Consider the following 26,408-nt stretch of genomic DNA (forward strand, 5'->3'; position numbering starts at 1 on the left):
GTACACCCCCTCCAATGATTTAGGTCTGTTGAATATCTTTATTTAGGCTCTGAAGCACTTCCTCGAGCTTCATTCCTCTTGATCCTTTAAATAGAACAATATCCTTAGCACTGCATTTCTCTAGAAGGACAGCGGTTAGTTCCGCTTTATCTGTAAAAGCTTTTACGCGCTCTTTGCCGAATTTCTCTTCTGCTGCTTTGGCAATATGAACGGATAATGGTCCGTAAGTACATACAAAATCAGTTAATGAAGGGTCAAGGTAGTAGCCTATTTCTTGATGAAATTCTACTTCCTCCGGCCCAAGTTCCAGCATGTCCCCGAGCACAGCGATTTTATTGCCACTGCATTTCATAGATTGCAGGACATCTATAGCCGCCTTCATAGAAGTAGGGCTGGCATTATAAGCATCGTTTAAAAGCGTAAGTCCGGAGGAAGTCCGAATCACTTCAATCCGCATGCCCGTCAACTTGAGCTTGCTTAGACCGTCCTTCATATTCTGCTCCGTAACCCCATAATGACGAGCAACCGCTAGTGCAGCCAGAGCGTTAACAACGTTATGCTGACCTGGCAGCGGTAATGTAAAAGCATGTTCCTTATGACGGCTTGACGTGAACGTCATGCCACCAGTATGGGACATCATCCCTGTTGGATAATCATCATTATCCTCATTTAGACCAAAACGGAAGGTTCTCATCCCTTCTGGAGCCTTAAAAGTGGACTCTTGCATTACCTCAGTCAGCAGCGGTTCGTCACCGTTATAAATCAGCAGTCCCCCCGGCTTCAGCCCCTCAGCAATCTCCAGCTTGGCGCGGGCTATTTCTTTACGTGACCCCAGCTGCAGTAAATGCGACTCGCCTACATTAGTAATTACCGCTACGTCAGGTTCAGCCAAAGAAGCCAGCAGAGCAATTTCTCCCCGCGAGCTCATCCCCATTTCAAGTACAGCGATCTCTGTATCCTCAGCCATGGATAAAATAGTAAGCGGAAGACCGATATGATTATTGAAATTCCCCGCTGTCTTGTGCACTTTGAACTGCACTTCAAGCAGAGACATAATGATATCTTTTGTTGTTGTTTTCCCGTTGCTGCCCGTAACAGCGACAACCTGCGGAGCCACTTCCTTCAGATAAGCAGCGGACAACTTCTGGAGAGCCTCCAGCGTATCTTCAACAATAATAACTCCGCCACCTTCAGGTACCGGTCCTTTATCGCGTTGCCACAAGGTTGCGCCAGCACCAGCAGCCAGTGCTGCGGCAGCATAGTGGTGACCATCGAATTTGTCTCCAGATAGAGGCACAAACAGGCAGCCGGGTGTGATCTTACGGGAGTCGGTAACGACTCCCGTAAGGGTTGTATTCATAGCTTCGACAGCAGCAGGTTCCCCTGCGCACATGGCAGCAATATTTTCAAGCGTTCTTGTAATCAATAGTTTCGGCCCCTTATAACTTCTTTAGCGACGATGCGGTCATCGAAATCATGAACCACTCCGCCAATCAGTTGATAGGTCTCATGACCTTTCCCCGCAATCAATACTACATCGCCAGGGCTTGCCATTTCAATAGCCTTCCCGATAGCTTCTCGGCGATCAACAATCATATGATACCGGTCAGAGGTGACTCCATCCTCTACTAGTCCTGCTTCTATATCCTTCAAGATTAGTTGAGGATCCTCAGTCCGAGGGTTGTCAGAAGTTACGAATACCATGTCGCTATATCGTGCAGCGATCTTCCCCATTAATGGACGTTTCGTCCGGTCTCTGTCTCCGCCACAGCCAAACACTGTAAGCACTTTGCCGGTAGCAAATTCGCAGACCGTCTTTAATACATTCTCTAGCCCGTCTGGTGTATGTGCGTAGTCAACGATAACAGCAAATTCCTGACCTTCATCCACTGACTCCACCCGTCCAGCTACACCATCGATTGCCTCAAGACTAGTCTTGATATCAGCCAGAGAGACATCTTCCAATAAAGCAGCTGTAATCGCCGCGAGTGCATTGTAGACATTGAACTTTCCAACCATACGGAGCGAAATGTCCGTCTTCCCCTTAAACGTATCAACATGGAAAAAAGTTCCTTTTGCAGTGATCGATATTTGCGAAGCTCGGACATTAGCGTTGTTATCAATGCCATATGTAATCACTTCCGCCGCAGTTTGGGCTGCAAAATAGTGACTTGCTTCATCATCCGCGTTCAACACCGCATATTTGCGTTCTTCCTTCCACGGAGAGATCACATTTCCTAATCTGGAGAAAAAGAGCCCTTTAACCGCCCGATACTCCTCCATTGTATGATGATAATCCAGATGATCTTGGGTTAAGTTCGTAAAAATTGCCGTACGGAAGTCCGCACCCTTCACACGTCCTTGCTGAAGTGCGTGAGAGGATACTTCCATTACGCAACACTCCACACCTTTGGAAGCCATATCATGAAGGGACCGCTGCAGATCTAGCGACTCCGGAGTTGTGCCTGACATAGGGTAGCTTTTGCCGTCATAGCGCATTTGAATCGTTCCAATCAGACCTGTCTTCATATTCTGATCCTGCATAATCCGCTCAATGAGATAAGTCGTTGTTGTTTTGCCGTTTGTGCCCGTCACCCCGATCATTCTCATCCGGCTGCTAGGTGAGCCAAAGAAAGCATTCGACATGACAGACATCGCAAACCGGCAGTCATCCACAACAATCTGCGGGATATCAAGCTCCAGCTTGTGCTCACATACAATAGCCGCCGCTCCGGAGGCTACTGCTTGCGGCGCATATTTGTGCCCGTCCACGGTGTGGCCAGGCAAACAGATGAATAGATCTCCCGGGCCTACACGGCGGGAATCCGTCTGAAGATCAGTAATCTCCACATCTCCATCCCCGTATAGTTGCGAAGTAGCAAGACAAGCAGATAATTCGTTAACTTTCATAGTAATCCCTCACTCTACATTTTCGGATACGAGCTGAAACCTTATACCTTAATCATTATTCACTAGATGCTCCCATATAAATCCTGATGGTTGAGCCCTGTTCTACTCTGGCCCCAGCCTTAGGAGCTTGATTGATGACCGTATTTCCTGTGCCTGAACGTGCAAGATTAAAATTCATATTTAAATCCTCATAGATATCCTGCACCGTTGCTCCGGTAAGATCAGGTACGGTCACTATCGGAGTTTCGCCATACTTATAAGTTTTGGGAAGCTGATCACTGCGCTCCGGAACCTTCATATAGTGCAGTGAGTCTTCCAAAATATTTTGCACGATTGGAGCTGCAACCACACCCCCAAATTGAATCCCTTTCGGATTATCCACGGCAGTGTACACAACGATCTGAGGATCATCCGCTGGCGCAAAGCCAATAAAAGAAACAATGTGCTCTGTTGGAGAATAACGTCCATTTACAACCTTCTGTGCAGTACCCGTCTTGCCACCTACACGATAGCCGTCAATAAAAGCCGGCCGTCCTGTGCCTTTGGCAACCACGCTCTCAAGTGCTGCCCGCACCTTCTTGGATGTTTCCTCCGAAATGACCTGCCGCACAAGCTCTGGCTTCACCTCTGATACAGTCTCTCCCGTAACCGGGTTAACCCATGCTTTTGTTACATGTGGTTTATAGAGATTGCCACCATTGATAGCTGCGGATACCGCAGCTATCTGCTGAATAGGCGTAACCGAAACCCCTTGGCCGAAGGCTGTAGTCGAAAGCTCTACCGGACCTACTTGACTGAGCTTGAACAGAATGCCATTAGCTTCCCCATTCAGATCAATTCCCGTTTTACTGCCAAAACCAAAATCACGAATATATTTGAAAAGTGATTCTTTTCCCAGCCGTTGCCCTAAGGCGACAAACCCAGGGTTACAGGAGTTCTCAACTACCTGTAAAAAGGTTTGACTACCGTGGCCGCCCTTTTTCCAGCAGCGCAGCTTTGCGCCCGCTACCTCGATAAAACCCGGATCATAGAAATGATCGTTCTGAAGATCTACTTTACCTTCCTGCAGCGCAGCAGCCAGAGTAATGATTTTGAACGTTGAACCAGGTTCATAGGTCATCCAGATAGGCAGATTCCGGTTGTAAATCTGCGCATCATATTCCTTGTATGATGCTGGTTCATACCCCGGTCTGCTAGCCATGGCAAGTATCTCCCCATTCTTCGGATTCATAGCTATAGCCCAAGCACCCTGCGCCTGATATTTTACCATAGCCTGATCCAGCTCACGTTCCATAATGGACTGGATCTGTTTATCAATCGTCAGCTCCAGATTAAGTCCGTCTTGAGGGGCAGAATATTTCTCAGATGAGCCAGGCATAAGTCTTCCGCCTGCATCAGACAAATAAGAAATATTGCCGGCTATGCCTTTGAGCAGATTGTCATATATACTCTCTACTCCTGTAATACCCTGGTTATCTATACCTGTAAAGCCTAAAATATGCGCGGCTAAATCGCCGTAAGGGTAATATCTTTTGCTATCCTCAGCGACAACGATGCCCGGCAGCTGCAAATCACGGATGCTCGCGGCAAGATCCATCGTAATTTTGCGGCCGCCGGGCTGAAGTTTCACCGACATTTCTTTTTTGGACAGCAATGTCATCAGCTTCTCCTCAGTCATCCCAAGCAGTGGAGCTAATTGCTGTGCTGTCTTTTGCTTCTCTTTTACCTGCACCGGTACTGCATACACTGTAGGTGTGGTGATATTAGAAACGAGCGGCACACCTTCACGATCCATAATTTCACCACGTTTAGCGGTAAAAGGAATATTGCGGCGCAAGGAATCTTCTACCTTCGCAGTCAATTCCTCGCCTTGAGATAATTGCACATACGCAAGACGCACGACCAGCGAACCGAATAACACTGCCAGTCCCAGCAATGTCCACAGCATTCTCCGCCGTGTTACGACTTTGGAAACCTTCATTCCGTTCTCCCCCACTTTCAACAATAGACATGAGCTCTTATCTTCATGACTATTCGGGACAAACAGGGGTTAGAACAAGCTATGTTCCGCTCTCGGAATCTGTCCCCTCATCAGCAGGCGGGGCCACGGGAATATCTTCGCCATAATCATTTAATGGCTTCATTTTCAAAGTGACCAAGGTCTTGCCATTTTGCGTTCCTACAATCTGTTCTGAGACGTAACCTTCTCCGTCTACCGCAATCTCTACTTTTAGTAGAGTTAGAATTTCAAGTGCATCACGCAGGGATTCCCCTTTTAAATCTGGAATGGTAGGCTGAGCCCCCTGCGGACTTAATAAATAGATCCGTTGCCCTGTAGCAAGCTTCGTACCTGCCTCAGGATATTGACTCTCTACAGCAGATCCTTCTCCGACCACTACATAATCGAAGCCTTGATCCAAAAGTGCTTCTCTTGCTTCCTTCATCGTCTTGTCTGTTAGATCTGGTGTAGTCCGAAGTGCGACTGTTTCAGTCTTAGCCGGCTTTTTGCTGCTGCTATCACTAGCCTCAGACGCCAGCTTAGGTACTCCCATGTATTGCAGAGACTGGGATACAATCTCTTTAAATACTGGAGCAGCTGCCTTACCGCCGCCAACCTCAACGTTCGGTTCATCAATAATGACAATAACAGCGATCTTTGGATCATCAACAGGAGCATAACCAATAAAGGAGACAAGTACTTTGGATTTCACATAATCCTTACCTTCAACCTTGATAGCCGTTCCTGTCTTTCCTGCCACGCGATAGCCGTCAATATAAGCGTTGCGGCCTGTTCCTTTTACTTGGTCAGCAACAACCTGCTCCAAATATTCACCCGTTTTCTTGGCGCTTTCCTCATCAATCACCTGACGCACTACACTAGGCTGAGTAACCTTTGTCTCACCAGTGTTAGGGTTTGTGACCTCCTTAACTACATACGGAGTCATCAACTTCCCCCCATTAGCGATAGCAGATACGGCAACTAGCTGTTGAAGTGGGGTTACTAGCACTTTACCGTGTCCATATGCGAGTGTCGCAATTTCTATAGGACGTCCAAGGTTAGGGTTAACGACCCCGCTTACTTCTCCTGGCAGATCGATTCCCGTTTTCTCATTGAAGCCAAAATCATTGATATACTGTAATAGCTTGTCCTGTCCGAGCATTTCATATAGCTTAACGAATAGAACGTTACTAGAACGTTTCACACCTTCAAGAAAACTGATTTGCCCCCATCCAGCATGATTAATATCATGCAGTGCCTTACTATATCCCTTTATCCGGATGGACCCGGACAAAAATGTCGCAACAGGATCAAAAAGCTTCTCTTCTACTGCGGCGGCAAGCGTTACAATTTTGAAAGTGGAACCAGGCTCGTATTTAGATTTAATAGCATGATTATAGAATCCCGCCCCATCGGCCCCGGTCTTCCAAAATTCATTTGGATTATAGGTAGGCATATTGGCTAATCCCAAAATCTCCATCGTGTTCGGATCAGCAGCAATGACACTCATACTTTTTGGCTTATATTGCGCATACGCCTTTTGCATGGCCTCTTCTATATAATGCTGGATCGTACTATCGATTGTAAGCTTGAAATTACTTCCATTTACTACTGGCTTATAGGTATCTTGTGAATCCGGCAATTTTACCCCTTGACCGTCACTTTGATAAAGCAGCTTGCCATCGGCACCCTTAAGCTCCGTATCAAAGTATTTTTCCAGTCCCATGATAGCATTGCCGTCCCTATCTGTATAACCTAAGATATGTGCAGCTAATTCATCTTTTGGATAATATCGTTTCTGCTCTCTAACAAGCCCAATACCGGTCTCTTGAATTTTATGTTCTTTACCTAGGGCTACATAAAATTCTTTCACCTTATCGGCAAGCTCCTGATCAATCTTCCAGCCTTCATTACGTATTTCACGGTTCTTGAGGTAAGCACCCGTCTTTTCGTCCTTGGCTTCAACCAGCTTACGCAGCTCATCCTCTGGTTTGCCGAGCAATTCGTGTAATCCTGTAATGACCTCTTCCCCGATGCCTTGTTGTTGAATCACTTCAGGATTCACCACCACGGTATAAGCAGGGACATCGCTAGCGAGCACACTTCCGTTACGGTCAGAAATCGTACCTCGCTCCGCTTTGATAGTTGAGGTATGCGCCCAAAGTGTGGCGGCCTTTTCCTGCCATTCCTCACCTTGCATAACTTGAATCCAGAACACTCTAACGATCAAAACAAGAAAAAAGAGGGTAATACACCCTCCTATAAACAGCGTGCGAAGTTTTATTCTTTTCAGCATAAGCGAACCTCACAACTTTTTTTATTGCGATCTTGCCAATCGCTCACTAATTATCACCTGGAGTCGTTGCCGAGCTTGCCGGAATATAGATTGTTGCATTCTCATCCGGAGACACATAACCAAGATCCCGTGCTTTTTGGGCGACTTTCTGCTCTAGATTCTGCTTTTCCATCTGATACGTAGAAATCTGCTTCTTGGCTGTTGCAATATCCTGATCTAATTTCTGAGCCTGCAAGTTCAAATCATAAATTTGGACGTAACGTGAAATCAGGGTGATCGCCACCAGAACGCATACTCCTAGCGTCAGCATATACAAAAGTTTCTCTTGCAGCGGAAGTACTCTTCGTCTGGTAACTACTTTTGTCTTCTCGCGGTAAAGGGGGTTTACCTCTTCTTTTCTTTTGGGCTGAACTGCTAAATTGCCGCGGGTATAGGCCATCTCTGACTCTCCTTTATCGTCAATTACAATTTTTCTGCAATGCGCAGCTTAGCTGAGCGGGCTCGGGTATTAAGCTCAAGCTCTTCTTCAGAAGGCACAAGCGGTTTACGATTGATTAACTTAAGCGTGCCTTTCGCGCCGCATACGCAAAACGGAAAGTCAGGCGGGCATGTACATCTGCTTAAATAGCTGCTAAAAATTTGCTTGCAAATTCGGTCTTCGAGCGAATGAAAGGTGATGACGGATACTCTGCCTCCTGGTGCAAGGCAACGTACTGCACTATGTAGCCCTTCTTCAAAAGCACCCAATTCGTCATTCACAGCAATCCTTAATCCTTGAAAGCTACGTTTAGCGGGATGCCCTCCTGTTCTTCGAGCAGCTGCCGGGATACCTTCCTTGATCAGTTCTGCTAATTCTCCTGTGGTCTCAATAGGAGCTTCTTCTCTTCTGTCTACAATTTTTCTAGCGATTCTCCGCGAGAATTTCTCTTCTCCATATTGGAAAAGAACACGGGCAATCTCCTGCTCGGACCATGTATTCACAATTTCAGCAGCCGTCAAAAGTGCTGACTGATCCATGCGCATGTCAAGCGGAGCATCATGATTGTAACTAAAGCCTCGTTCCCCTTCGTCAAACTGGGGAGAGGATACGCCAAGATCAAAGAGCACTCCATCTACTTGGGGAATACCATCTGTTTGTGGCACAAAGGGCACATCCTTAAGTACACTCTCCAGATCACGGAAGTTAGTCTTAATAGTCACAACCTTGTCTCCGTATTCCGCTAATCTTTCTTTTGCGTTCTCCAAAGCCCAATCATCTTGATCCAAACAGATTAAACGGCCTTCGCCGCTAAGCTTGGAAGCGATAAGTGAGCTGTGTCCCGCTCCACCGAGAGTGCAATCTACATAGATTCCGTCTTTTTTGATGTGCAGCCCTTCTGTCGCTTCTTCCTTAAGCACCGTGATGTGGTGAAACAAGCTGCATCCCTCCAGGACAGTATTCGTTATTGTGTTTTATAGATCAAAATTGAAATCCACCAATTTCTCAGCGATTTCGTTGAACGATTCCTCGGACTGTTCGAAGTACTGTTCCCAAAGCTCTTTGTTCCAGATTTCCACCCGGTTCGAAACGCCCAGAATGACACAGTCTTTGTCCAGTTTGGCATACTGCCGTAAATTAGCCGGCAGATTTACCCTTCCCTGCTTATCCCAAACACATTCAGTTGCACCTGAGAAAAAAAAGCGGCTAAATGCGCGGGCATCTGATTTCATCAGCGAAAGGCTTTTAAGCTTTTGTTCCATGATTGCCCATTCTTCCATGGGATAAACAAACAGGCAGGAGTCTAGGCCGCGGGTCGTCACGAAGGAGGTTCCGAGCAATTCACGGAGTTTAGCCGGAATAATGATTCGGCCTTTGTCGTCAATGCTGTGTTGATACTCTCCCATGAACATCCTTTTTCCCACCCCTAATCCCCGAATCCCCACTTTACCCCACTTTTCACCACTTAAGCATAATAGATTCGCCATTAAAAATCAAAAACCTTTTTCTGGCCAAGGAAATTTTTCCTAAATCAGATAGCTCGTTTCCCGAAAAACATTTCTCCACAGAAAAAAGCCATACAATCGGAATCTTGTCCGTTGCATGGCTTTGTTAAAAAAGTTGCTTCAGTTCAAGGTACACTGGTTAATACACTTTATTGTTATGCGTTCAGTTATTAATCGTTCAAATTCCAGCTGTCCAAATAATCCACTTGCGCCGGAGTCAGGCTATCGATGTTAATGCCCAGACTTTCCAGCTTATAACGTGCTACTTGCTCATCCAGCTCATAAGGAACATTTTCAACTTTTACGCCAATGCTCTTATAATTATCATTTACATATTTCAGCGACAGCGCCTGGAGCGCAAAGGTTGTATCCATAATTTCAGCAGGGTGACCATCAGCAGCACCCAGATTTACAAGTCTGCCTTCGGCAAGCAGATATAATTTACGTCCGTCACGAAGCTGGTACTCTTCGATATTTTTGCGAACGGTACGTTGGGATACGGATCTTTCCGACAGCTCAGGCTTATTCACTTCAACGTCGAAATGGCCCGCGTTGCACATGATTGCGCCATCCTTCATCACATCATAATGTTCACCGCGAATTACATAACGGTTACCAGTTACTGTAACGAAGAAATCACCAACCTTAGCTGCTTCCAGCATTGGCATTACTTCAAAACCGTCCATATGTGCTTCAACGGCTTTAATCGCATCAACTTCTGTGACAACCACTTTTGCTCCAAGCCCTTTGGCGCGCATGGCAACACCTTTACCACACCAGCCGTAACCGACAACAACTACTGTTTTACCCGCTACGATAAGGTTGGTTGTGCGAATAATTCCATCCCAAGCCGATTGGCCAGTGCCATAACGGTTATCAAACAAATATTTGCAGTAGGCATCATTAACCGCGACCATTGGGAACTTCAATACGCCTTGCTTTTGCAGAGCTTTTAGACGAATAATCCCGGTAGTTGTTTCTTCAGCACCCCCGCGAATATTCTCCATCAGATCAGGACGCTCCGAATGCAGCAATGTAGCAAAATCCCCACCGTCATCAATAATCAAGTCCGGTTTGCTCTCCAGTGCCTTGATATTAAGGGCTTTAAATTCTTCAGGAGACGGATTGTATTTAGCAAATACAGTGATTCCATCCTCCACAAGCGCTGCACATACATCATCCTGTGTAGAAAGTGGATTCGAACCTGTAATGGTTACATCTGCACCACCAGCTTTGACAACCTTCGCCAAATAAGCGGTTTTAGCTTCCAAATGCAATGTGATCGATACTTTCAGACCTTTAAATGGCTGTTCTGCTTCAAACTGCTCACGAATACGGTTCAGTACCGGCATATGCTGGCGAACCCAGTCGATTTTCAAATGCCCTTCCGGTGCGAGTGACATATCAGCCACGATACTATTTTGTTTAGATGAACTCATTATGAAACCTCCTAAAAGTTTTGTGAGCGTTACTACATTGATCTACTTCGTACAAAACTCACTTCGTAAGCATAAGCTTAGTTTTGTGGAAAGCGATACTTCCATTACATATAAATGATGCGATGTGTTCCACTGTAATCCGGTTCAACCGTCATTAGCTCATCCAGCCAAACAAGCCCGTACCGGTTCAAGTAATACATGATATTGTACACTCTTTCCTGCAGTTTACCCAGTGGCATTAATGACAGCTCGATTCGCTCCCATTGCCGGATTGCAGCTTCGTTCTGTTTTGCCATTGCATCTTGGGCTTTCGCCTGTAAAAAAGTAATCTGATCTAGAATCTTCTCTTTATTGTTATTCCCCAGCTTAAGCAGACCGGCCTGAACCGTTCCAAGCTGCTCAATCAGCGGTTCGTACATGGCGGCAAATGAGGTTTTGGTTTCTTCAAAACGGCGTTCAATCCCGAGCTCATCCTGTGCGGCCAGCCATTCATGTCTTTTATGATCCAGTCCTTGTCTTACATCCTCAAAGCTAAGTTGATATTTGTCCATATGCTTGTGCAGCGTACCTTCTACGACAGTAAAAGACATTCTAGGGATAATTAACGGCATTTCTCCCCCAATGGTCTCAAACGCACGGCGCGGAATGGCCCAGTAAGCAATCTCACCTTGACCCAGCACCGTTGCCAGAACAGGCAGCACATAATCCTGCATAAGTGGACGTGTCAGCACATTGTTGCTAAAGCGTTCCGGATGTGCCTGCACCTCCTCAAGTAATTCATCACGGGTAAAGGATACCTGACCCTTGCGATCCGTAAAGATTCCGTCCTTCTTGTGAAGCAGAAGCCGTGTACCTTCATGAATATAAAAGAGGTTGGCATTGCCAGCTGTAACATCAGCCTGAAGCTCATATCCAGCGCCCACAATATCAGAAGCAGAATTCATATACGCTGTTTCCAGTGCATCATTCTGCATAATTAGCGAAGTGAAAAATGGCTGTTCTAACTTACGTAAGTTGGGATCAGCAGAATCAAGCAGAATCAGACCAAATTTACCAAATAATGAACCCATCAGCTTGGCAAATGCATCCGTCATACTATCAGCTCTAAAAGAAGAAGTGCGAATGAATTCCATGATCTGCGGCTTAAAGTCGCTTTCCTGAAGCAGACCGTCTAACTGTTCTACTACCTGCTGCCAGCTTTCCTCTTCTACACGAATATCACTTACTGAGGAGCGTTTCTCTTCTGACTTTTCTATCTTAATCTTAGTAATCTCCTGCGTACGATTCAGTACATACGTATGATTCACTTCATCCCAGTCATGATCTTCACCTGCAATCCAGAATAAAGGAACTACAGGTCGGCCGAGTTGTTCAGCTGCTTCTTTTGCCGCCATAATGGTAGTTGCAGCTTTATATACCACTAACAGGGGTCCAGTAAATAGTCCGCTTTGCTGCCCACCTGTCACCACTAATGTCCCCGGCTGCTCTAAGAGCGCCAGCGAAGCCATCACCGCATCATGCGAATTATGCTTTTCATTATATTGTCGTAGACACCCAGCAATCTGAGTCCGGTCGGCACGAAGGCTTTCTCTGCTATCTAGCCAATCGGCCCGTCTACTTCTACTTTCTTTATTGCGGAAATCCCCACCGTACAAATGACTAACCTTTTCAAAATGATCTATATAGTCGCGCGAGAGTGCAGATCCACCCTTGAGCGGTTCCGTTACAATATTCATTCGCTAGTGCCTCCAGTTCTACTAAGCAGTTATATGTAAATCCAAGTTCGTAAAAACTCTCTATGATTGTATCCAAAGTCAGGAGCCGCGTCAAAGCAAAACATGTCTTGATATCAGCAACACAGGTACAGCCAACTGTTCAATTATACTATAAAATCATTAAATAATATCCTAAATACATACAAGAGGCGAGAGCATAATGCTCCCGCCTTTGAAAACCTAAGTATAAATTATGCGAATTTTTTGCTGACAAAGTGGCCTTTAGATACTTCTACTAATTCAAAGTCACTGTCATTGGTCTTATCGTTAGCAGAATAAATAGGGCTGCCAAGCTCATCATGCAAGTGAATACGTTTTTTGTTGACTTCAATTTCCGGGTCCGGAACTGGAATAGCCGACAATAGGGATTTAGTATAAGGGTGGATAGGATTTGCATATAGCTCTTCACTTTCCGCCAACTCAACCATTTTACCCAAGTACATAACTGCTACGCGATCACTGATATGTTTAACCATGGACAGATCATGCGCGATGAAAAGATAAGTCAATCCCAGACGATCTTGCAATTCTTTAAGCAAGTTAACGACCTGAGCTTGAATGGATACGTCAAGTGCGGAAATCGGCTCATCACAAACGATGAACTTAGGATTAACCGCTAACGAACGGGCAATCCCGATACGTTGACGTTGTCCACCGGAGAATTCATGCGGATAACGGGTTGCATGGTCATGATTAAGACCAACCATATCCAGCAGTTCTTCAATCCGTTTCTTACGTTCTGCACGGCTGCCAGCCATTCCGTGAATGTCCAGTGCCTCGCCGATGATATCAGAAACCGTAAACCGCGGGTTAAGCGATGCGTACGGATCTTGGAAAATCATTTGCATGTCACGGCGCATAGCCTTCATTTGATTTCCAGGTAATTTATAAATGTCTGTACCATTATATTTCACACTTCCAGCAGTTGGCTCATACAAGCGAAGAATCGTACGTCCAGCAGTAGTCTTACCACAACCGGACTCACCTACCATCCCAAGTGTCTCGCCCTCACGGATCGTGAAGTTAATATTATCAACAGCCTTAAGAACCTTACCTTTACCTACATTAAAATATTTCTTAAGACCTTCTACCTCTATTAGGTTCTTACTCAAGAGTACTGCACCTCCTTGGCCATCGAATGCAGATTCCAGCAACGCGCCATATGCGTTTCGCTGAATTCTGTGGCGCCGGGATCGATTTGTTCGCACACATGCATCGCTTCATTGCAACGAGCAGTGAACGGACAGCCGATCGGCGGCTTGATCAGATCTGGCGGTGTGCCGATGATCGGAATAAGCGGCTCGCCTTTCTTTTGGTCCAGACGCGGCATTGAGCGCAGCAGACCTTTGGTGTATGGATGTTGTGGATTTTTAAAGATTTCCCATCTTGTTCCGGTCTCCACAACCTCACCTGCATACATTACAATCACCCGATCACACATGCCAGCAACTACGCCGAGATCATGTGTAATCAGAATAATGGAGGTACCTAGTTTTTGCTGCATCTCTCTCATAACTTCCATGATCTGCGCCTGAATGGTTACATCTAGAGCCGTTGTAGGCTCATCCGCTATCAGCAAAGCCGGACGGCAAGCTAACGCGATTGCGATCATTACACGCTGGCGCATACCGCCTGAGAATTCGTGGGGATATTGGTTAAAGCGAGCCTCCGCATTTTTGATGCCTACTAATTTCAACATCTCCATACCTTGCTTTTTCGCTTCGGCCGCTGACATTTTCTGATGTTTAATCAAAACTTCAGTGATCTGTTTGCCCACTTTGATGGTTGGGTTCAGAGAAGTCATCGGGTCTTGAAAAATCATGCCAATATCTTTACCGCGAATAGATTCCATTTCTTTCATGCTTTTGTCTAGCAGATTCTGTCCTTGAAAAATAATTTCTCCCTTTTTCACTTTAGAAGGTGGAGAAGGGATCAAACGCATAATCGATTGAGCAGTTACACTCTTACCGCTGCCGGACTCGCCGACGATGGCAACCGTTTCGCCTTTGCCAATTTCAAAATTCATACCACGGACAGCTTGTACTTCTCCGCCCTTAACAAAAAAGGAAATATGCAAATCTTTGACTTGTAAAATAGGTTCCATCCATATTCCTCCTATTTCTTCAGCTTAGGATCAAGCGCGTCACGAAGACCATCACCGAAAATGTTGAAAGAAAGCATTGTTAAGCTGATTAGGATCGCAGGGAACAAGAAGCGCCATGGATAGTACAGCCAGCCGGTGAGTGAGTCATTGATCATCGATCCAAGTGAAGCAACAGGAGCTTGTACACCAAGACCCAAGAAGCTTAGGAAGGCCTCAGCAAAGATAGCATTTGGTACAGACAGTGTAATGGTTACGATAATCGGACCAACCGCGTTCGGCAGAAGGTGCTTGAACAACAGTCTCGCAGAACCAGCACCCATGGAACGGGACGCCAATACGAATTCGCGATTCTTGAGCTGCATAATTTCTCCACGCACAATCCACGACATCGTAATCCAGCCTGTAATGGTTAGAGCTAGGATGATTGTTCCAAGACTTGGCTCAAGAACGACCAAGAGCAAGATTACAACCAGCAAATATGGAATAGAATACAAAATTTCAGAGAATTTATTCATAATATTATCTACACGGCCGCCGAAGAAGCCCATAATGCCTCCGTAGATAACACCGATGAACAAGTCGATGGCTGCCGCAGCAAGACCAACGATCAAGGAGATCCGTGCACCGTACCAAGTACGAACAAAGATATCACGACCAAGATCATCCGTTCCAAACCAGTGATCGGAGGAAGGGGGCTTGTTGGTGCTCATCAAATCATTAGAATAATAGTTATATTTCGAGATAAAAGGTGCAAAAATCGCTGCAAGTACAATCAAACCCAGGATACCGAGCGCAGTCATCGCCATTTTATTTTGACGCAACCGTTGCCAAGAGTCTTTCCAAGCAGAGAGACTCTCACGCTGGATAACTTCGGCTTCTTTTTCATCCACACCGACTTTTTGAAAATCTTCCGGTTTTAGATTTAGCAAGTTATTTTCAGTAGCCACTCTTTAGCCCTCCTTTCCTCCACTTAATTTCATACGTGGGTCAATCAATACATAAGCAATATCAGTAATAAAGCGGGCAACCATGAGTAATACACCATAGAAAATGGTTATCCCCATAATAACGGTATAGTCACGGACACCAATCGCTTCCACGAACTGTTTACCAATACCCCCAACACCAAAGATCTGCTCGATAACAACCGAACCAGTTACGATGTTAGCTGTCATTGGACCCATATAAGTAACAACAGGTAGAATTCCGTTACGAAGTACATGACGGCTCAGAATAGCCATCCAGCTCAATCCCTTTGCTTTAGCCGTTTTGATATAATCCGCATTCAAAACTTCAAGCATGCTTGAACGGGTCAAGCGGGCGATAAAGGCGATCGGCTGTGCCGAGAGCGCGGCCACGGGTAAGAAATAATAGATTGGCCCTTTAAAACCTGAAACCGGTACCCAACCCAGTTTGAAAGCAAATACGTACTGCAGTAATGACGCGACTACAAAGCTCGGAACCGCAATCCCCAGAACTGCCAGCACCATAGCTGCGCTGTCAATAAACTTTCTGTGATAGAGTGCCGCCAACATGCCGAGAAATACTCCGACAATAACCGCCACAACGATTGCGACGAGTCCCAGCTTCAGCGACGCTGAAAAGGTTTGACTGATCAAATGTGATACATCTTGATTTAGGCGTTTCATTGAGACACCTAGGTCACCTTGGATAATATCACCTAAATACTTAAAATACTGATGAGAGAGCGGCTTGTCCAGACCATATTGTTCCATCAGACGTGCTTTAATTTCTGGCGGTACCTTCTTTTCAGAAGTAAACGGATCCCCCGGAATAGCTTTCATCAAGAAAAAGGTAGCTGAAATCAATACAAATAGAGAAACCAACATATAGAAAAACTTATTTGCGACATAACGAACCATCCCCATCACACCTCCTCCGACAATTTTTGATACACATAATAATGATTTTATGAAAAAAACGGATTTTTGTCTATTTTCTATATATGTTATTAATAACATTAATTAACAAATAGACAGGAGTACAAAAAAAAGGGATATATATGGAATTCCACATATATATCCCGAAGTATTCTGCAACTTCAGTCAACTAACTATTCTGTTGTAATTACTAAAGCAATATCTTAGTGCTCAAGCAAGTATCCGCGAGTCAAGTCAATTGCACCACTAAAGTCAAGAGTAACACCTTTAAGGTACTCTTTAGTCAGGGAGTTGTTAGTGTAGTAGTACAAAGGAATCAGAACCATATCTTGCTCGATGAGCAATTTTTCAGCTGCAGCAAACTTTTCTTGACGTACTGCCAAGTCAGTACTTGTTTTAGCTTCGCTGATCAATTTGTCATACTCAGGGTTAGCGTAACCAGTATCATTGTTACCGCCACCTGTTACCCACATATCAAGGAAAGTCATTGGATCATTGTAATCCGCAGTCCAACCAGCACGAGCAACTTGGTAGTTCAGGTTTTGACGGTTTTCAATAAATACAGCCCACTCTTGGTTAACGGTTTGTACGTCGATACCAAGATTGTTTTTCCACATATCAGCAATCGCCAAAGCGATTTTCTTGTGACCTTCACTTGTGTTGTAAGTCAGGGAGAATGTAGGCAGTTTATCCATACCTTCTTCTTTCAGACCTTCAGCAAGCAATGTTTTAGCTTGTTCTAGATCTTCAGTGAAGTAGCTATCTTTAACTGCTGTACGGTATTCACCATCAGCACCAGCGATACCTGGAGGTACAAAACCGAATGCTGGGAATTGTCCACCTTGAACTACATTGTCAATCAAAGCTTGGCGGTTAAGCGCCATTGCAAGAGCTTTACGGATTTTAGCGTTTGTGAATGGTTTTTCAGTGATATTGAATTCGTAGTAGTATACGGAAGCAATACCTTTACGGCTGAATTCGTTAGGAAGTTCTTTTTGTACGATTGGAATTTGTTCTGATGGAATTTCACCAGTTGGTCCGCCCGCACGATCATATTCACCGTTCTTGTAGCTGAGCAGTTCAGTTGCACCGCTGTTTACAAGGGAGAAATCGATAGCGCTAAGTTTAATGGAATCTTTATCCCAGTATTTATCGTTTTTAGTTACAACAAGAGTTTGACCAGTAGTCCACTCAGTAAGAGTGAAAGCACCGTTAACGATCATAGAATCTTTGCTTGTTGCCCATTTAGGATTACTCTCAATGGATTTGTGTACAGGGTAATAAGTGTAGAAGGAAAGCAATCCAAGGAAGTAAGGAGTGGAGGATTCAAGAGTAACTTCAAGAGTTTTCTCATCAATCGCTTTGACACCTACTTGACTGAAATCAGTAATTTCCTTGTTGTAGTACTTTTCAGCATTTTTGATGTAGTACAATTGATAAGCGTAAGGCGCAGCAGATGCAGCAGCAGGATCGAGCACGCGTTTCCAAGCGCGAACGAAATCTTCTGTTGTTACAGGATCGCCGTTACTCCATTGTGAATCACGGAGTTTGAAAGTATATACCAGACCGTCAGCGGAAACTTCCCAGCTTTCAGCAACACCTGGTTCAGCTTGACCTGTTTCATCATTCATGCGAGTCAAACCTTCGTACATTGTTTTCAGGACAGTGTTAGCTTGGCTATCTTGCGCCAATCCTGGGTCAAATGTTGGAGGCTCAGAACTAAGGTTAATTCTCAATGTTTGGTCAGCAGCCAATTTTTCTTCTGTAGCTGCATTACCAGTTGCCGTGTTACCAGTGTTAGCATTGTTACCTTTATTGCCGCTGTTTGCATTGTTTCCGCCGCAGCCAGCAAGCACTGTGCCGATAACAAGTACTAATGCAATCATTAGCAATAGACTTTTACTCTTCTTCATCTAGCAGTTCCCCCTAAATAGAATGTGGTATATGGTTTATGATTATACAACCAGTGGTCAAAAAAATCTAGTGCAATGTTTTCAGAAAATATTTTTTTTTTAAAACTTTAAACTTTTGTGACGTTGACGCTTCACCGAAGCAGTGGAACGTTACATCGCTTGTGATATGTAGGTAATTAGCCCAACAAACATAAATAATAAATATCCGACGCTCATAAAAAAGAACGAAAGTCTCCAAACTGCCCGAAATAACCGCTTCCCATCTACCTTTCCTTTCATCCGATTTTGAGCTCCGCCAATCAGTCCAGCGGATATTAATACAATAATTAGTATAAGGTAAAACCCAAAACCGGAATTAAAGATGTTATTAAACAATGCGGAGACCGACAATAATAAAAAAAATGTGGTCACGTCCATAGCGAGCATAAAAGTTTTCTTTTTATCTTTTTTTAAGCCTTTTCCAATGAAAAAAACAATCAAAAACGGCACAATCGGAATAACGCTTAAAGTAATAACCGAATCCATCAGCAGTCCCATAGCTTCACCTCTCCCCAGAGATCATACCCCAATACCTTCTACTAATTGGCAGAGCCAGCGATTTAATGGTGCCGACACTCCAGATCGTTCTGCCATTTCTACAAGACTTCCATTGATCCAACGAATTTCTGTGGTTCTTGAAGCAAGTACATCTGCCAGCATAGATGAAATATTGCCAGACGTTAACCGGCACACCTGAAGGATGTTATCCCAAGCATCCTTATCATAAGTAATTTCACAGAAATCATACACCATTGTTGCTTCTTCAAAAACTTCCTTCATTAATTGGAGGCGTTGCTCTGAAGACAGCAGCTTCCCATTTGGAATACGCCAAATCGCCGTGAGTGGATTAATAACGGCATTGATCAAGAGCTTCCGGTAAATCATGGTATCCACTTCATTCGACAAAAAGGCTGCGAATCCTGCCATTATGAGAACTTCTATTAAATTATTCGCTTTTAAATCATTATGTATGCTATGAGCTTGTCCATCCCCTGAGCTCCATTTTCCTATCCACACCTCCCCTGCTCCTGCATGAATGACCTCAGTTAATGATTTGCGCTTCGCAGCCTCCGTAGTCACAGCTACATATAAATTGGCGTCCGGCAACAAGCCCCCCAACATCTCCATATGTCCTGTACCATTCTGAAAACATATCATATGTACTTGCTCTTCCTTAAGTAGGGATAGAAATTCAGGCAAATCATTATGTAGAGTATTCTGTTTAACCGTCACCACGATCCAATCACTCGGCTCTTCTAGATAAGCACCAGCGAACTCCCCTATTGGCGCGGATACAAACTGATCTTCCGAAATTGTTATCGGCTCGCGTTCATCCTCGTAGGTAACCGTTAAGCCATCACGCCCTAATCGTTGGCATTGTTCTACCCCTCGGCACCACAGTCTCACATCATTCCCGGCTTGGATCAATCTCCCTGCCAGCAGCAGCCCGAGTGAACCTGCACCAATTATATCAATTTTCATATAACCCTCCTGCTGATCTTAAGCACAATTTTTCTAAGTATACCAAAAACCCCGCAAGTGGTGCTTAAAAAGCAGACCACTTGCGGGATTGTTAGTTAACCTATCGTTTATTCAATGCGTTCTAAATTTCCGTTACCATCCATTTTGAAACGAGTCTTCATTTCTTCTTCTTCTTCATTTAAGAAAGCAAGCCTGCGAGCACGATCCATAATCTGAATTAAAGCTTTGTAATCATCGTTGACTACCCGGTAGTCGCTTTGAGCAAGATTAACCTCTTTAGACAACCGCTCATTCTCAGATCGTAATTCTGTTAATTCATCTTCCTTCTCGCGCAGATCTCTTTCCAGCATTTTCAGCTGACGTCCTGCTTCCTGGATCGTACCCTTCCATTGTCTTAAGAAACGAATGACCGCATCAATGGATAATGTGTTTTCACTTAATCCCTCACCGCGCCCAAATTCCTCATCGACATCACCCAGAATCAGACCAGCTACTTGCGCTCCTCTTACTGACGGCTGCTTTTTCAGGTAGCTACGCTTTTGACGCTGCCCTTTAGCAATACCGATTGCACCTTCATAACTTTTCCGAACACAACTGTTCCAGCGGAATCCGCAAGCGGCCGAAGTTCTGCCGATTTTTTCACCCACCTCTTCAAAAGCGGCAAGCTGTGTGCTGCCCTCCCGAATGTGTCGCAAAGTTACTTCTGCCAATATTAGATCATCTTCTGCACTCCAAGCGTCCTGTCTAACGGCTGTCATAAAGCCAAACCTCCTAACAACGTCATGAAATAACCATCTCCATAACCGGCAGTTCTGCCGGGTAGTGAATAGGGATAAAAGCTGCTTACTCCATTTCTATGCTTCTCATAGAGTTCATAGAATCTATTTGATACTAATTTGTATTTCCATTATCTGCGTACATCATACGCATAAAACTATAAATTCTCTTTTTTAAAGCGCTAATCACTCAGGTCAATTATAAAAATCACATTTTTTGAAGATTAGTGCATTTTTTTCAATGAATTCGTTTACACATAATTATGTTGAGGGTATAATAAATCGAAGGAATATTCGTGAGATACATACTGGAAGGGGGACTCTCTCTTGGACCGCATGTTTCGGGTATTAGGTTTTTTCACATTAGCTATTGGATTGATGGCTTTCGCCGGAGGTCTAACAGAAATGGCCTTGCTTTTCTTTTTGCAAACAGCATTTTTCGTAATACTTGGCTATATGAAATTTACTGAAAAAACTTATGTTCTTCTCTTCTGGGCATACATGATTCTGACTTTCACCGGATTTAGTTATTGGACGATCTTTCAAATGGGTCTTCCACTATAAATTGCAGTACTCTTTTGGAGCGGATGAGGTCCTTATCTTATAAGGATCACTTCCGTTTTTTTGTTTGTATGCTATTTTAGAAGGGTTAAACATATTATTAGTACATACATATATCATTTCAAAAAAAGGTGGTGGTGTGGTGCGCTCCCGCAATTTACAAAGCCGCATGATTGCAACCATACTAATTCTCTTCTGCTGTACTTTGTTTCCGTTACAACCTGTGAAGTACTTGTCTGCCGATCCTAGCGGTGATTTTTTCAACTCTGCTATACCAGATAATGAAGAAACCCGTAAACTACTTGAACAGACCTTGTCTTCTGCAGAAATTGAACGTGAAATCATCAAGATTACAGCCGAACAAAAAGCGCTTGAACAAAAGGTAGAAAGCTTGAACAGACAAGCTACCCAGAAAAAAACAGCCATTGCGGACCAACAGGAACGGGCAGGTGCAGTTGTGCGTTCTTATTATATGGGGGATAGAGATAATCTTCTGGTCGCGTTTTTTTCAGCAAAAAGTATCAGCAGATTCCTGGCTCTGTTCGATTATTATGAGATTATTATTGGGAATGACCGCGATATTCTCTCACAATATGAAGAACAATATAAGGATTTGAAGGATACCATTCAGACTGCGAAGCGAAACTCGGAAGAGCTCGCCCGGCTGCGCACGGCTCTGGAGGAACAGCAAGTTCGGGTAAACGCGCTCAACAAGGAAATTGAGGGTGGGATTAAAAATAGCAGCGATCCTGAAAATATGAGTACTCTACTTAAAGAATTCACATTATATTGGGAGAATATCGGCCTGCACGAGGTAAAAACATATTTCAAGGCGTTATCCTCCGCAATGAATAAACTACCACAGTTTGTTCAGAATCGAGAGGGTGTACTGACTCGAAAGGGAATGACTTATGAGCTAAACCTGAAGGAAGAGGATTTGAATGAATTTTTGCAATCACAGAATTCGCTGTTTAAAGACTTCGCCTTTCATTTCAATGACGGTTCAATTACTGCCACTGGAAAAAGCGGAGCGCTAGCTCTTTCACTGACCGGTCACTACACCATTCAGGAAGAACCGATCAACGGCCTTATATTCCAAGTCGATCATATTGTATTTAATGGTCTTGAATTGCCTGACACGACAAGAAAAACGTTGGAAGAAGAATTTGACTTAGGCTTTTATCCTGGAAAAATAGTATCTTTCCTTCGTGCCACGGCAGTAGATAGCCAAGAGGGCGTCTTGCATGTTAAGCTTTCCATTTCATTTTAGGCCTTCTTTTAGATATTCTTTGTAGCCTTCCGCATCTATCTGCCCTGTTAATAGTAATGATACAGCTTCAACAACCTTACTCCAGCCGCCCTGTGACTCATCCTCCGGGGCGGTTTCTTCTGTCAGCAATAGCTCAACATCGAAAGGAAGTTTGTATTTAAAAGCATGCTCCGAACGATAAAGAACATCAAGCGCCGGCAAGCTCCCCGTATTCTCCAACCAATCCAACTGAGCATCCTCTGAGGTGATAAAAGTCAGCCAATTCACAGCTTCCTTTGGACTTTGAGATTGAGCTGGAAGGGCAAAAGATCGACTGTAACAGGATTCAAACCCACCTCCGTTATTGGCAGTCAGCGCCGGAACAGCAGCAAGGGATGAATTACCATGCTTCTGCCACTCGGATAACGGTAAAGAAGCAACCGCGACACTACCTCCTTGTAGCATATCCCAGACATCTTTATTGTAGCGGCTGGTGAGATAAAAATAACTGCGGGCGTTCTGAGTCCAATTCAACACTTCTTGGTTATCTGCTAACAAGCTGCTATTCATGCTCTCCATTACCGCTGACAATCCATAAGGATTACGGGTATCCATCGCGAGTAAATATTTTCCTTGCTCTTTAAGCACATTCTGAAGCAGGATATTCCACTCTTCGAGGCTTTTGGGTAATGCATTAAAACCCAGCTCCGCCAGCCGTTGTGGGGAATAAACGAGCACGTAAGGATCTATATCTAACGGGACTCCCCAATTATATCCATTCCACTGCATCAAGGGGATCAACTGTGTTAACGGTGCACTCCCCGGAACGCTCTGATACACATCCATCGGCAATAAATATCCACGTGTGGCCCAGTCCAGTATGCTTCGTCCATCTGCCATGACTATATCCGGGCTGTCCCCGATCGTTAAATCATGCTTCAATACCTCATCGGCATCCTCAATATCCACATTGCTTAAAATAACCTTTACTCCACTTTCTAAGGTATAACGGTTGCTAAGGAGCTCCAGTTCACTAAATTCTTCGCTATTTAACGATACTCTTATATGTAAGCTATCTATAGTTCCCTCATCTCCGGAAGAGGGATTGGTCGACTGACTTTGCGGTCTTTTCATAGGACGTGGATCGTTACTGGTACTCAATTCCATACTGGGCGACAGGCTTGTCAGCGATAGTAGTAAAATTGCAAAAAGCAGCCAATAATTTTTGCGTTTCAGCACGATTTCCCACCTTCCCTTTTGATTGGTCTCCCCTATTTTACCAAACCCTCCGGTGCTTGTCTTTAGTTTGTGAAACCGTTCTCTTTCTATTATATGGGTGAAACGCTCTAAAACCTCCTAAATTCCTCTGCCGTTTCCGGGCGGGCAGGAAAAAGCCGGGAGTGTTTGCTTCTCCCGGCTGAAAATTGGATTCATGAACGGCTAGAGTAGATCCGCGGCCAATTGCGCCAAGCGGGAACGTTCACCTTTTTCCAAAGTAATATGTCCGCTAATCCCTTGCTGCTTAAACTTCTCGACGATATAGCTCAGTCCGTTGCTCGCAGCATCCAGATATGGATGATCGATTTGCTCCGGATCGCCCATTAGAATGACTTTACTTCCTTCTCCCGCTCTGGAGACAATGGTCTTCACCTCATGACGGGAAAGGTTCTGCGCCTCATCAATAATAATGAACTGTGATGGGATTGAACGGCCGCGAATATAGGTTAAGGCTTCTACCTGTATACTGCCTAACCCCATTAAGATTTTATCGATATCGCCAGCTTTTTTGGTATCGAACAGGAATTCCAGATTATCATAAATAGGCTGCATCCAGGGTCTAAGCTTCTCATCCTTCTCACCGGGCAAGTAACCAATGTCCTTACCCATAGGAACAACCGGACGGGCGATAAGCAATTTTTTGTATTTATGTTCATCCTCCACTTTGAATAGTCCGGCTGCAAGCGCCAATAACGTCTTCCCTGTCCCAGCCTTACCCGTGATCGTTACGAGCGGGATTTCATCATTTAGCAGCAGCTCCAGTGCCATTCGTTGTTGAGCATTACGGGCGCTGATCCCCCAAACCGAATCATTGCCCAGATAGAGTGGCTCCAGACGTGTGGCATCACTATTCACTTTTAGAAGAGCTGATTTGCCAGTGCCAATCTCATCCTTGAGAATCACAAATTCATGAGGGTACAACGGATACGACAACGCGAGCTGTTTTACCGTCAGAGAGCGGTGACTATAATATTCATCAATCAATGCGGGATGCACCTGCAGAGATTGGTAACCAGTGTATAGTTCATTTAAGTCTCCAGTACGATCTGACAAATAATCCTCTGGCGTAATTCCAAGTACATCCGCTTTAATACGAACCAGTACATCCTTGCTCACAAGCACAACGGGACGCGGATCAGGCTTCTCATTCTCTTCATTCAAATAATTGAGCGCAACAGCCAAAATCCGATTGTCGTTAGACACCTCACCAAACATTTCCTGTACCTTCACAAAACTGCGATGGTTAAGTTCTACCTTCAGCTTGCCTCCATGCTCCAGTTCCACACCGCTATGCAGATGACCTAGTTCCCGGAGTCCATCGAGCAATCGGGATACCGTACGGGCATTCCGACCGATTTCGTCAGCATTGCGCTTCTTGGAGTCGATTTCTTCCAGCACAACAGCCGGAATAACCACCTCATGCTCCTTGAAAGAGAAAATTGATTTGGGGTCGTGCAAAAGCACGTTGGTATCTAGCACAAATATCTTGTTCATATTATCCCCTCCACAGCGCCTGGTTTGATTGATCATACATAACTCTTTCCGCCAAGGGAAAAGATAAGGTACAGAAACGATTCATTGGCTGAAAGGAGTAATCACATATGAGAAAATCAATATGTCTGTTGCTGGTACTGCTGCTACTGACAAGCTGCGGTATCGCTAATAAAAAGACATCACCCTCTCCTCAGAATAAACAATCTGCGAATGCTGTAAAGGGTACGGGGAACCATGAGGTTCGGCAATTGTCCAATGATGGTGCGACTAATCCTAAAGCCACCTCAAAAGCTGGTCAAGCCGTCAATGTTAATGGAGAAAATGAAATTGCACTTAAGGATCATTTTGAACAGTTGGCCAAAAGAGTTCCCGGTGTAAATGGCGCACACTGTGTAGTCATGAACAAAGTTGCCATTGTTGGTCTTGATGTAGAAGGTTCTCTAGGCCGCTCACGTGTAGGAAGCATCAAATATTCTGTAGCAGAAGCTATCCGCAAAGACCCAAGAAGTGTACGGGCGCTTGTCACAGCGGATATGGATCTCTCCAGCAGATTAGCGGAAATGAGCCGCCATATCTCCAAGGGACATCCGATTTCCGGATTCTCATCCGAGCTGGCTGATATTATCGGACGAATCATGCCACAGCTGCCAGAGGATACCAAGCCGCAAAGAAATGCACAGTAGTGGATAAAGGACAAAAGAAGTCCTTAGAATTCAAAAAAAGCCCAGTGATATTTTCACTAGGCTTTTTTCATGGCAGCAAATACTTGTCCGTCCAACTTCTCAGCGGCACGTCCATCATAAACTTTCGCATATCTTGGGGCGGAGTCAAGCTGCGCGCCGTAAAAAAGCGCGTTGCGGACCGCTTTAATTTCAACATCAAAACAGCACATCTTAAAGGGAACATCCTCTAGCGGGTCCTGCCTTACAGCAGCACTACCGTTTATGGCATAAACAGTTCCTTCACCAAACACAGTTATAGTTATTAATGGATTAACCTTCATATTATTCACAAGTCTTGAACGATGATCAATAGCCAAACGCACAGTACTAGGACTAACAGCATAAAGCCACGAAATAGCTGTGGATGTTGGACCGCCTGTCTCCGCATCAACTGTGTTTAGAAGAACAAAGGTTTCCGATTGCAGCATCGATAGCAAAGTTTCATTCAGCTGAGCAACGGCTTCGGACATAAGTACTGGCCCCCTAT

At 44.6% G+C, this 26,408-nt stretch carries 23 protein-coding genes; 3 read left to right on the forward strand and 20 right to left on the reverse strand.

All coding sequences use genetic code 11. The features are described 5' to 3' along the window. Window positions 1–19: 19 nt before the first annotated feature. From murF to MKX34_RS24530, 17 genes are all read right to left on the reverse strand, one after another. Window positions 20–1,426, reverse strand: coding sequence for a UDP-N-acetylmuramoyl-tripeptide--D-alanyl-D-alanine ligase (murF, locus tag MKX34_RS24450; RefSeq protein WP_038572862.1), 1,407 nt, complete (start codon window positions 1,424–1,426; stop codon window positions 20–22). Beyond that, window positions 1,423–2,910: a UDP-N-acetylmuramoyl-L-alanyl-D-glutamate--2,6-diaminopimelate ligase gene (locus MKX34_RS24455; RefSeq protein WP_036683658.1), complete on the reverse strand. Its 1,488-nt coding sequence runs from the start codon at window positions 2,908–2,910 to the stop codon at window positions 1,423–1,425. The genes murF and MKX34_RS24455 overlap by 4 nt, the downstream gene beginning before the upstream one ends. A gap of 55 nt (window positions 2,911–2,965) precedes the next feature. Then, complete coding sequence (locus MKX34_RS24460) at window positions 2,966–4,891, reverse strand: stage V sporulation protein D (protein ID WP_036683661.1); 1,926 nt, start codon at window positions 4,889–4,891, stop codon at window positions 2,966–2,968. Between the two features lie 79 nt (window positions 4,892–4,970). Then, complete coding sequence (locus tag MKX34_RS24465; RefSeq protein WP_076103782.1) at window positions 4,971–7,205, reverse strand: penicillin-binding transpeptidase domain-containing protein; 2,235 nt, start codon at window positions 7,203–7,205, stop codon at window positions 4,971–4,973. A gap of 46 nt (window positions 7,206–7,251) precedes the next feature. Further along, window positions 7,252–7,644, reverse strand: coding sequence for a septum formation initiator family protein (locus tag MKX34_RS24470; protein WP_036683668.1), 393 nt, complete (start codon window positions 7,642–7,644; stop codon window positions 7,252–7,254). 23 nt (window positions 7,645–7,667) lie between these two features. Continuing rightward, window positions 7,668–8,621: a 16S rRNA (cytosine(1402)-N(4))-methyltransferase RsmH gene (rsmH, locus tag MKX34_RS24475; protein WP_036683671.1), complete on the reverse strand. Its 954-nt coding sequence runs from the start codon at window positions 8,619–8,621 to the stop codon at window positions 7,668–7,670. A 36-nt stretch (window positions 8,622–8,657) separates the two neighbouring features. Further along, window positions 8,658–9,095, reverse strand: coding sequence for a division/cell wall cluster transcriptional repressor MraZ (gene mraZ / locus MKX34_RS24480; RefSeq protein WP_036683674.1), 438 nt, complete (start codon window positions 9,093–9,095; stop codon window positions 8,658–8,660). A 263-nt stretch (window positions 9,096–9,358) separates the two neighbouring features. Continuing rightward, entirely contained in the window at window positions 9,359–10,630 is a 1,272-nt protein-coding gene (locus MKX34_RS24485) for an adenosylhomocysteinase (RefSeq protein ID WP_170914265.1), read from the reverse strand. 101 nt (window positions 10,631–10,731) lie between these two features. Then, window positions 10,732–12,363, reverse strand: coding sequence for a bacillithiol biosynthesis cysteine-adding enzyme BshC (bshC, locus tag MKX34_RS24490; protein WP_038572869.1), 1,632 nt, complete (start codon window positions 12,361–12,363; stop codon window positions 10,732–10,734). A gap of 230 nt (window positions 12,364–12,593) precedes the next feature. Beyond that, complete coding sequence (locus tag MKX34_RS24495; protein WP_036683682.1) at window positions 12,594–13,514, reverse strand: ATP-binding cassette domain-containing protein; 921 nt, start codon at window positions 13,512–13,514, stop codon at window positions 12,594–12,596. Beyond that, window positions 13,511–14,506 carry an ABC transporter ATP-binding protein gene (locus tag MKX34_RS24500; RefSeq protein ID WP_036683686.1) on the reverse strand — a complete coding sequence of 332 codons (996 nt, stop codon included), beginning with the start codon at window positions 14,504–14,506 and terminating at the stop codon, window positions 13,511–13,513. The genes MKX34_RS24495 and MKX34_RS24500 overlap by 4 nt, the downstream gene beginning before the upstream one ends. 11 nt (window positions 14,507–14,517) lie before the next feature. Continuing rightward, window positions 14,518–15,453 carry an ABC transporter permease gene (locus tag MKX34_RS24505; protein WP_036683689.1) on the reverse strand — a complete coding sequence of 312 codons (936 nt, stop codon included), beginning with the start codon at window positions 15,451–15,453 and terminating at the stop codon, window positions 14,518–14,520. Between the two features lie 3 nt (window positions 15,454–15,456). Further along, window positions 15,457–16,389, reverse strand: a complete 933-nt coding sequence (locus tag MKX34_RS24510; RefSeq protein WP_036683691.1) for an ABC transporter permease — start codon at window positions 16,387–16,389, stop codon at window positions 15,457–15,459. Between the two features lie 221 nt (window positions 16,390–16,610). Beyond that, window positions 16,611–18,320: a peptide ABC transporter substrate-binding protein gene (locus tag MKX34_RS24515; protein ID WP_036683694.1), complete on the reverse strand. Its 1,710-nt coding sequence runs from the start codon at window positions 18,318–18,320 to the stop codon at window positions 16,611–16,613. 150 nt (window positions 18,321–18,470) lie between these two features. Then, window positions 18,471–18,857: a DUF3397 domain-containing protein gene (locus MKX34_RS24520; protein WP_036683696.1), complete on the reverse strand. Its 387-nt coding sequence runs from the start codon at window positions 18,855–18,857 to the stop codon at window positions 18,471–18,473. 21 nt (window positions 18,858–18,878) lie between these two features. Then, window positions 18,879–19,841, reverse strand: a complete 963-nt coding sequence (locus tag MKX34_RS24525; protein ID WP_036683699.1) for a 2-dehydropantoate 2-reductase — start codon at window positions 19,839–19,841, stop codon at window positions 18,879–18,881. A 107-nt stretch (window positions 19,842–19,948) separates the two neighbouring features. Further along, on the reverse strand, window positions 19,949–20,599 hold the full coding sequence (locus MKX34_RS24530; RefSeq protein WP_036683702.1) for an RsfA family transcriptional regulator: 651 nt from the start codon (window positions 20,597–20,599) through the stop codon (window positions 19,949–19,951). Window positions 20,600–20,944: 345 nt separating this feature from the next. Between MKX34_RS24530 and MKX34_RS24535 the strand changes: the two genes are divergently transcribed. After that, window positions 20,945–21,181 (forward strand): DUF2626 family protein, encoded by a 237-nt coding sequence (locus MKX34_RS24535; protein WP_036683705.1) that lies wholly within the window; start codon window positions 20,945–20,947, stop codon window positions 21,179–21,181. A gap of 166 nt (window positions 21,182–21,347) precedes the next feature. Then, window positions 21,348–22,448 (forward strand): hypothetical protein, encoded by a 1,101-nt coding sequence (locus tag MKX34_RS24540; RefSeq protein WP_036683942.1) that lies wholly within the window; start codon window positions 21,348–21,350, stop codon window positions 22,446–22,448. Here MKX34_RS24540 and MKX34_RS24545 read toward each other — a convergent pair. Next, window positions 22,440–23,666 (reverse strand): extracellular solute-binding protein, encoded by a 1,227-nt coding sequence (locus tag MKX34_RS24545; protein WP_036683707.1) that lies wholly within the window; start codon window positions 23,664–23,666, stop codon window positions 22,440–22,442. The genes MKX34_RS24540 and MKX34_RS24545 overlap by 9 nt on opposite strands. Before the next feature lie 201 nt (window positions 23,667–23,867). Further along, the gene (locus tag MKX34_RS24550) at window positions 23,868–25,199 is read right to left on the reverse strand and encodes a PhoH family protein (RefSeq protein ID WP_076103780.1); all 1,332 of its coding nucleotides are present in this window, start codon (window positions 25,197–25,199) and stop codon (window positions 23,868–23,870) included. A 107-nt stretch (window positions 25,200–25,306) separates the two neighbouring features. Between MKX34_RS24550 and MKX34_RS24555 the strand changes: the two genes are divergently transcribed. Next, window positions 25,307–25,882 carry a YhcN/YlaJ family sporulation lipoprotein gene (locus MKX34_RS24555; protein ID WP_036683713.1) on the forward strand — a complete coding sequence of 192 codons (576 nt, stop codon included), beginning with the start codon at window positions 25,307–25,309 and terminating at the stop codon, window positions 25,880–25,882. 56 nt (window positions 25,883–25,938) lie between these two features. On the opposite strand, the gene MKX34_RS24560 is transcribed toward MKX34_RS24555, so the two are convergent. Next, entirely contained in the window at window positions 25,939–26,391 is a 453-nt protein-coding gene (locus MKX34_RS24560) for a pyridoxamine 5'-phosphate oxidase family protein (protein ID WP_036683715.1), read from the reverse strand. Window positions 26,392–26,408 lie beyond the last annotated feature (17 nt).

This window comes from Paenibacillus sp. FSL R5-0636 (assembly GCF_037974255.1).
In the GTDB taxonomy this organism is placed as follows: Bacteria; Bacillota; Bacilli; order Paenibacillales; family Paenibacillaceae; genus Paenibacillus_AQ; species Paenibacillus_AQ odorifer.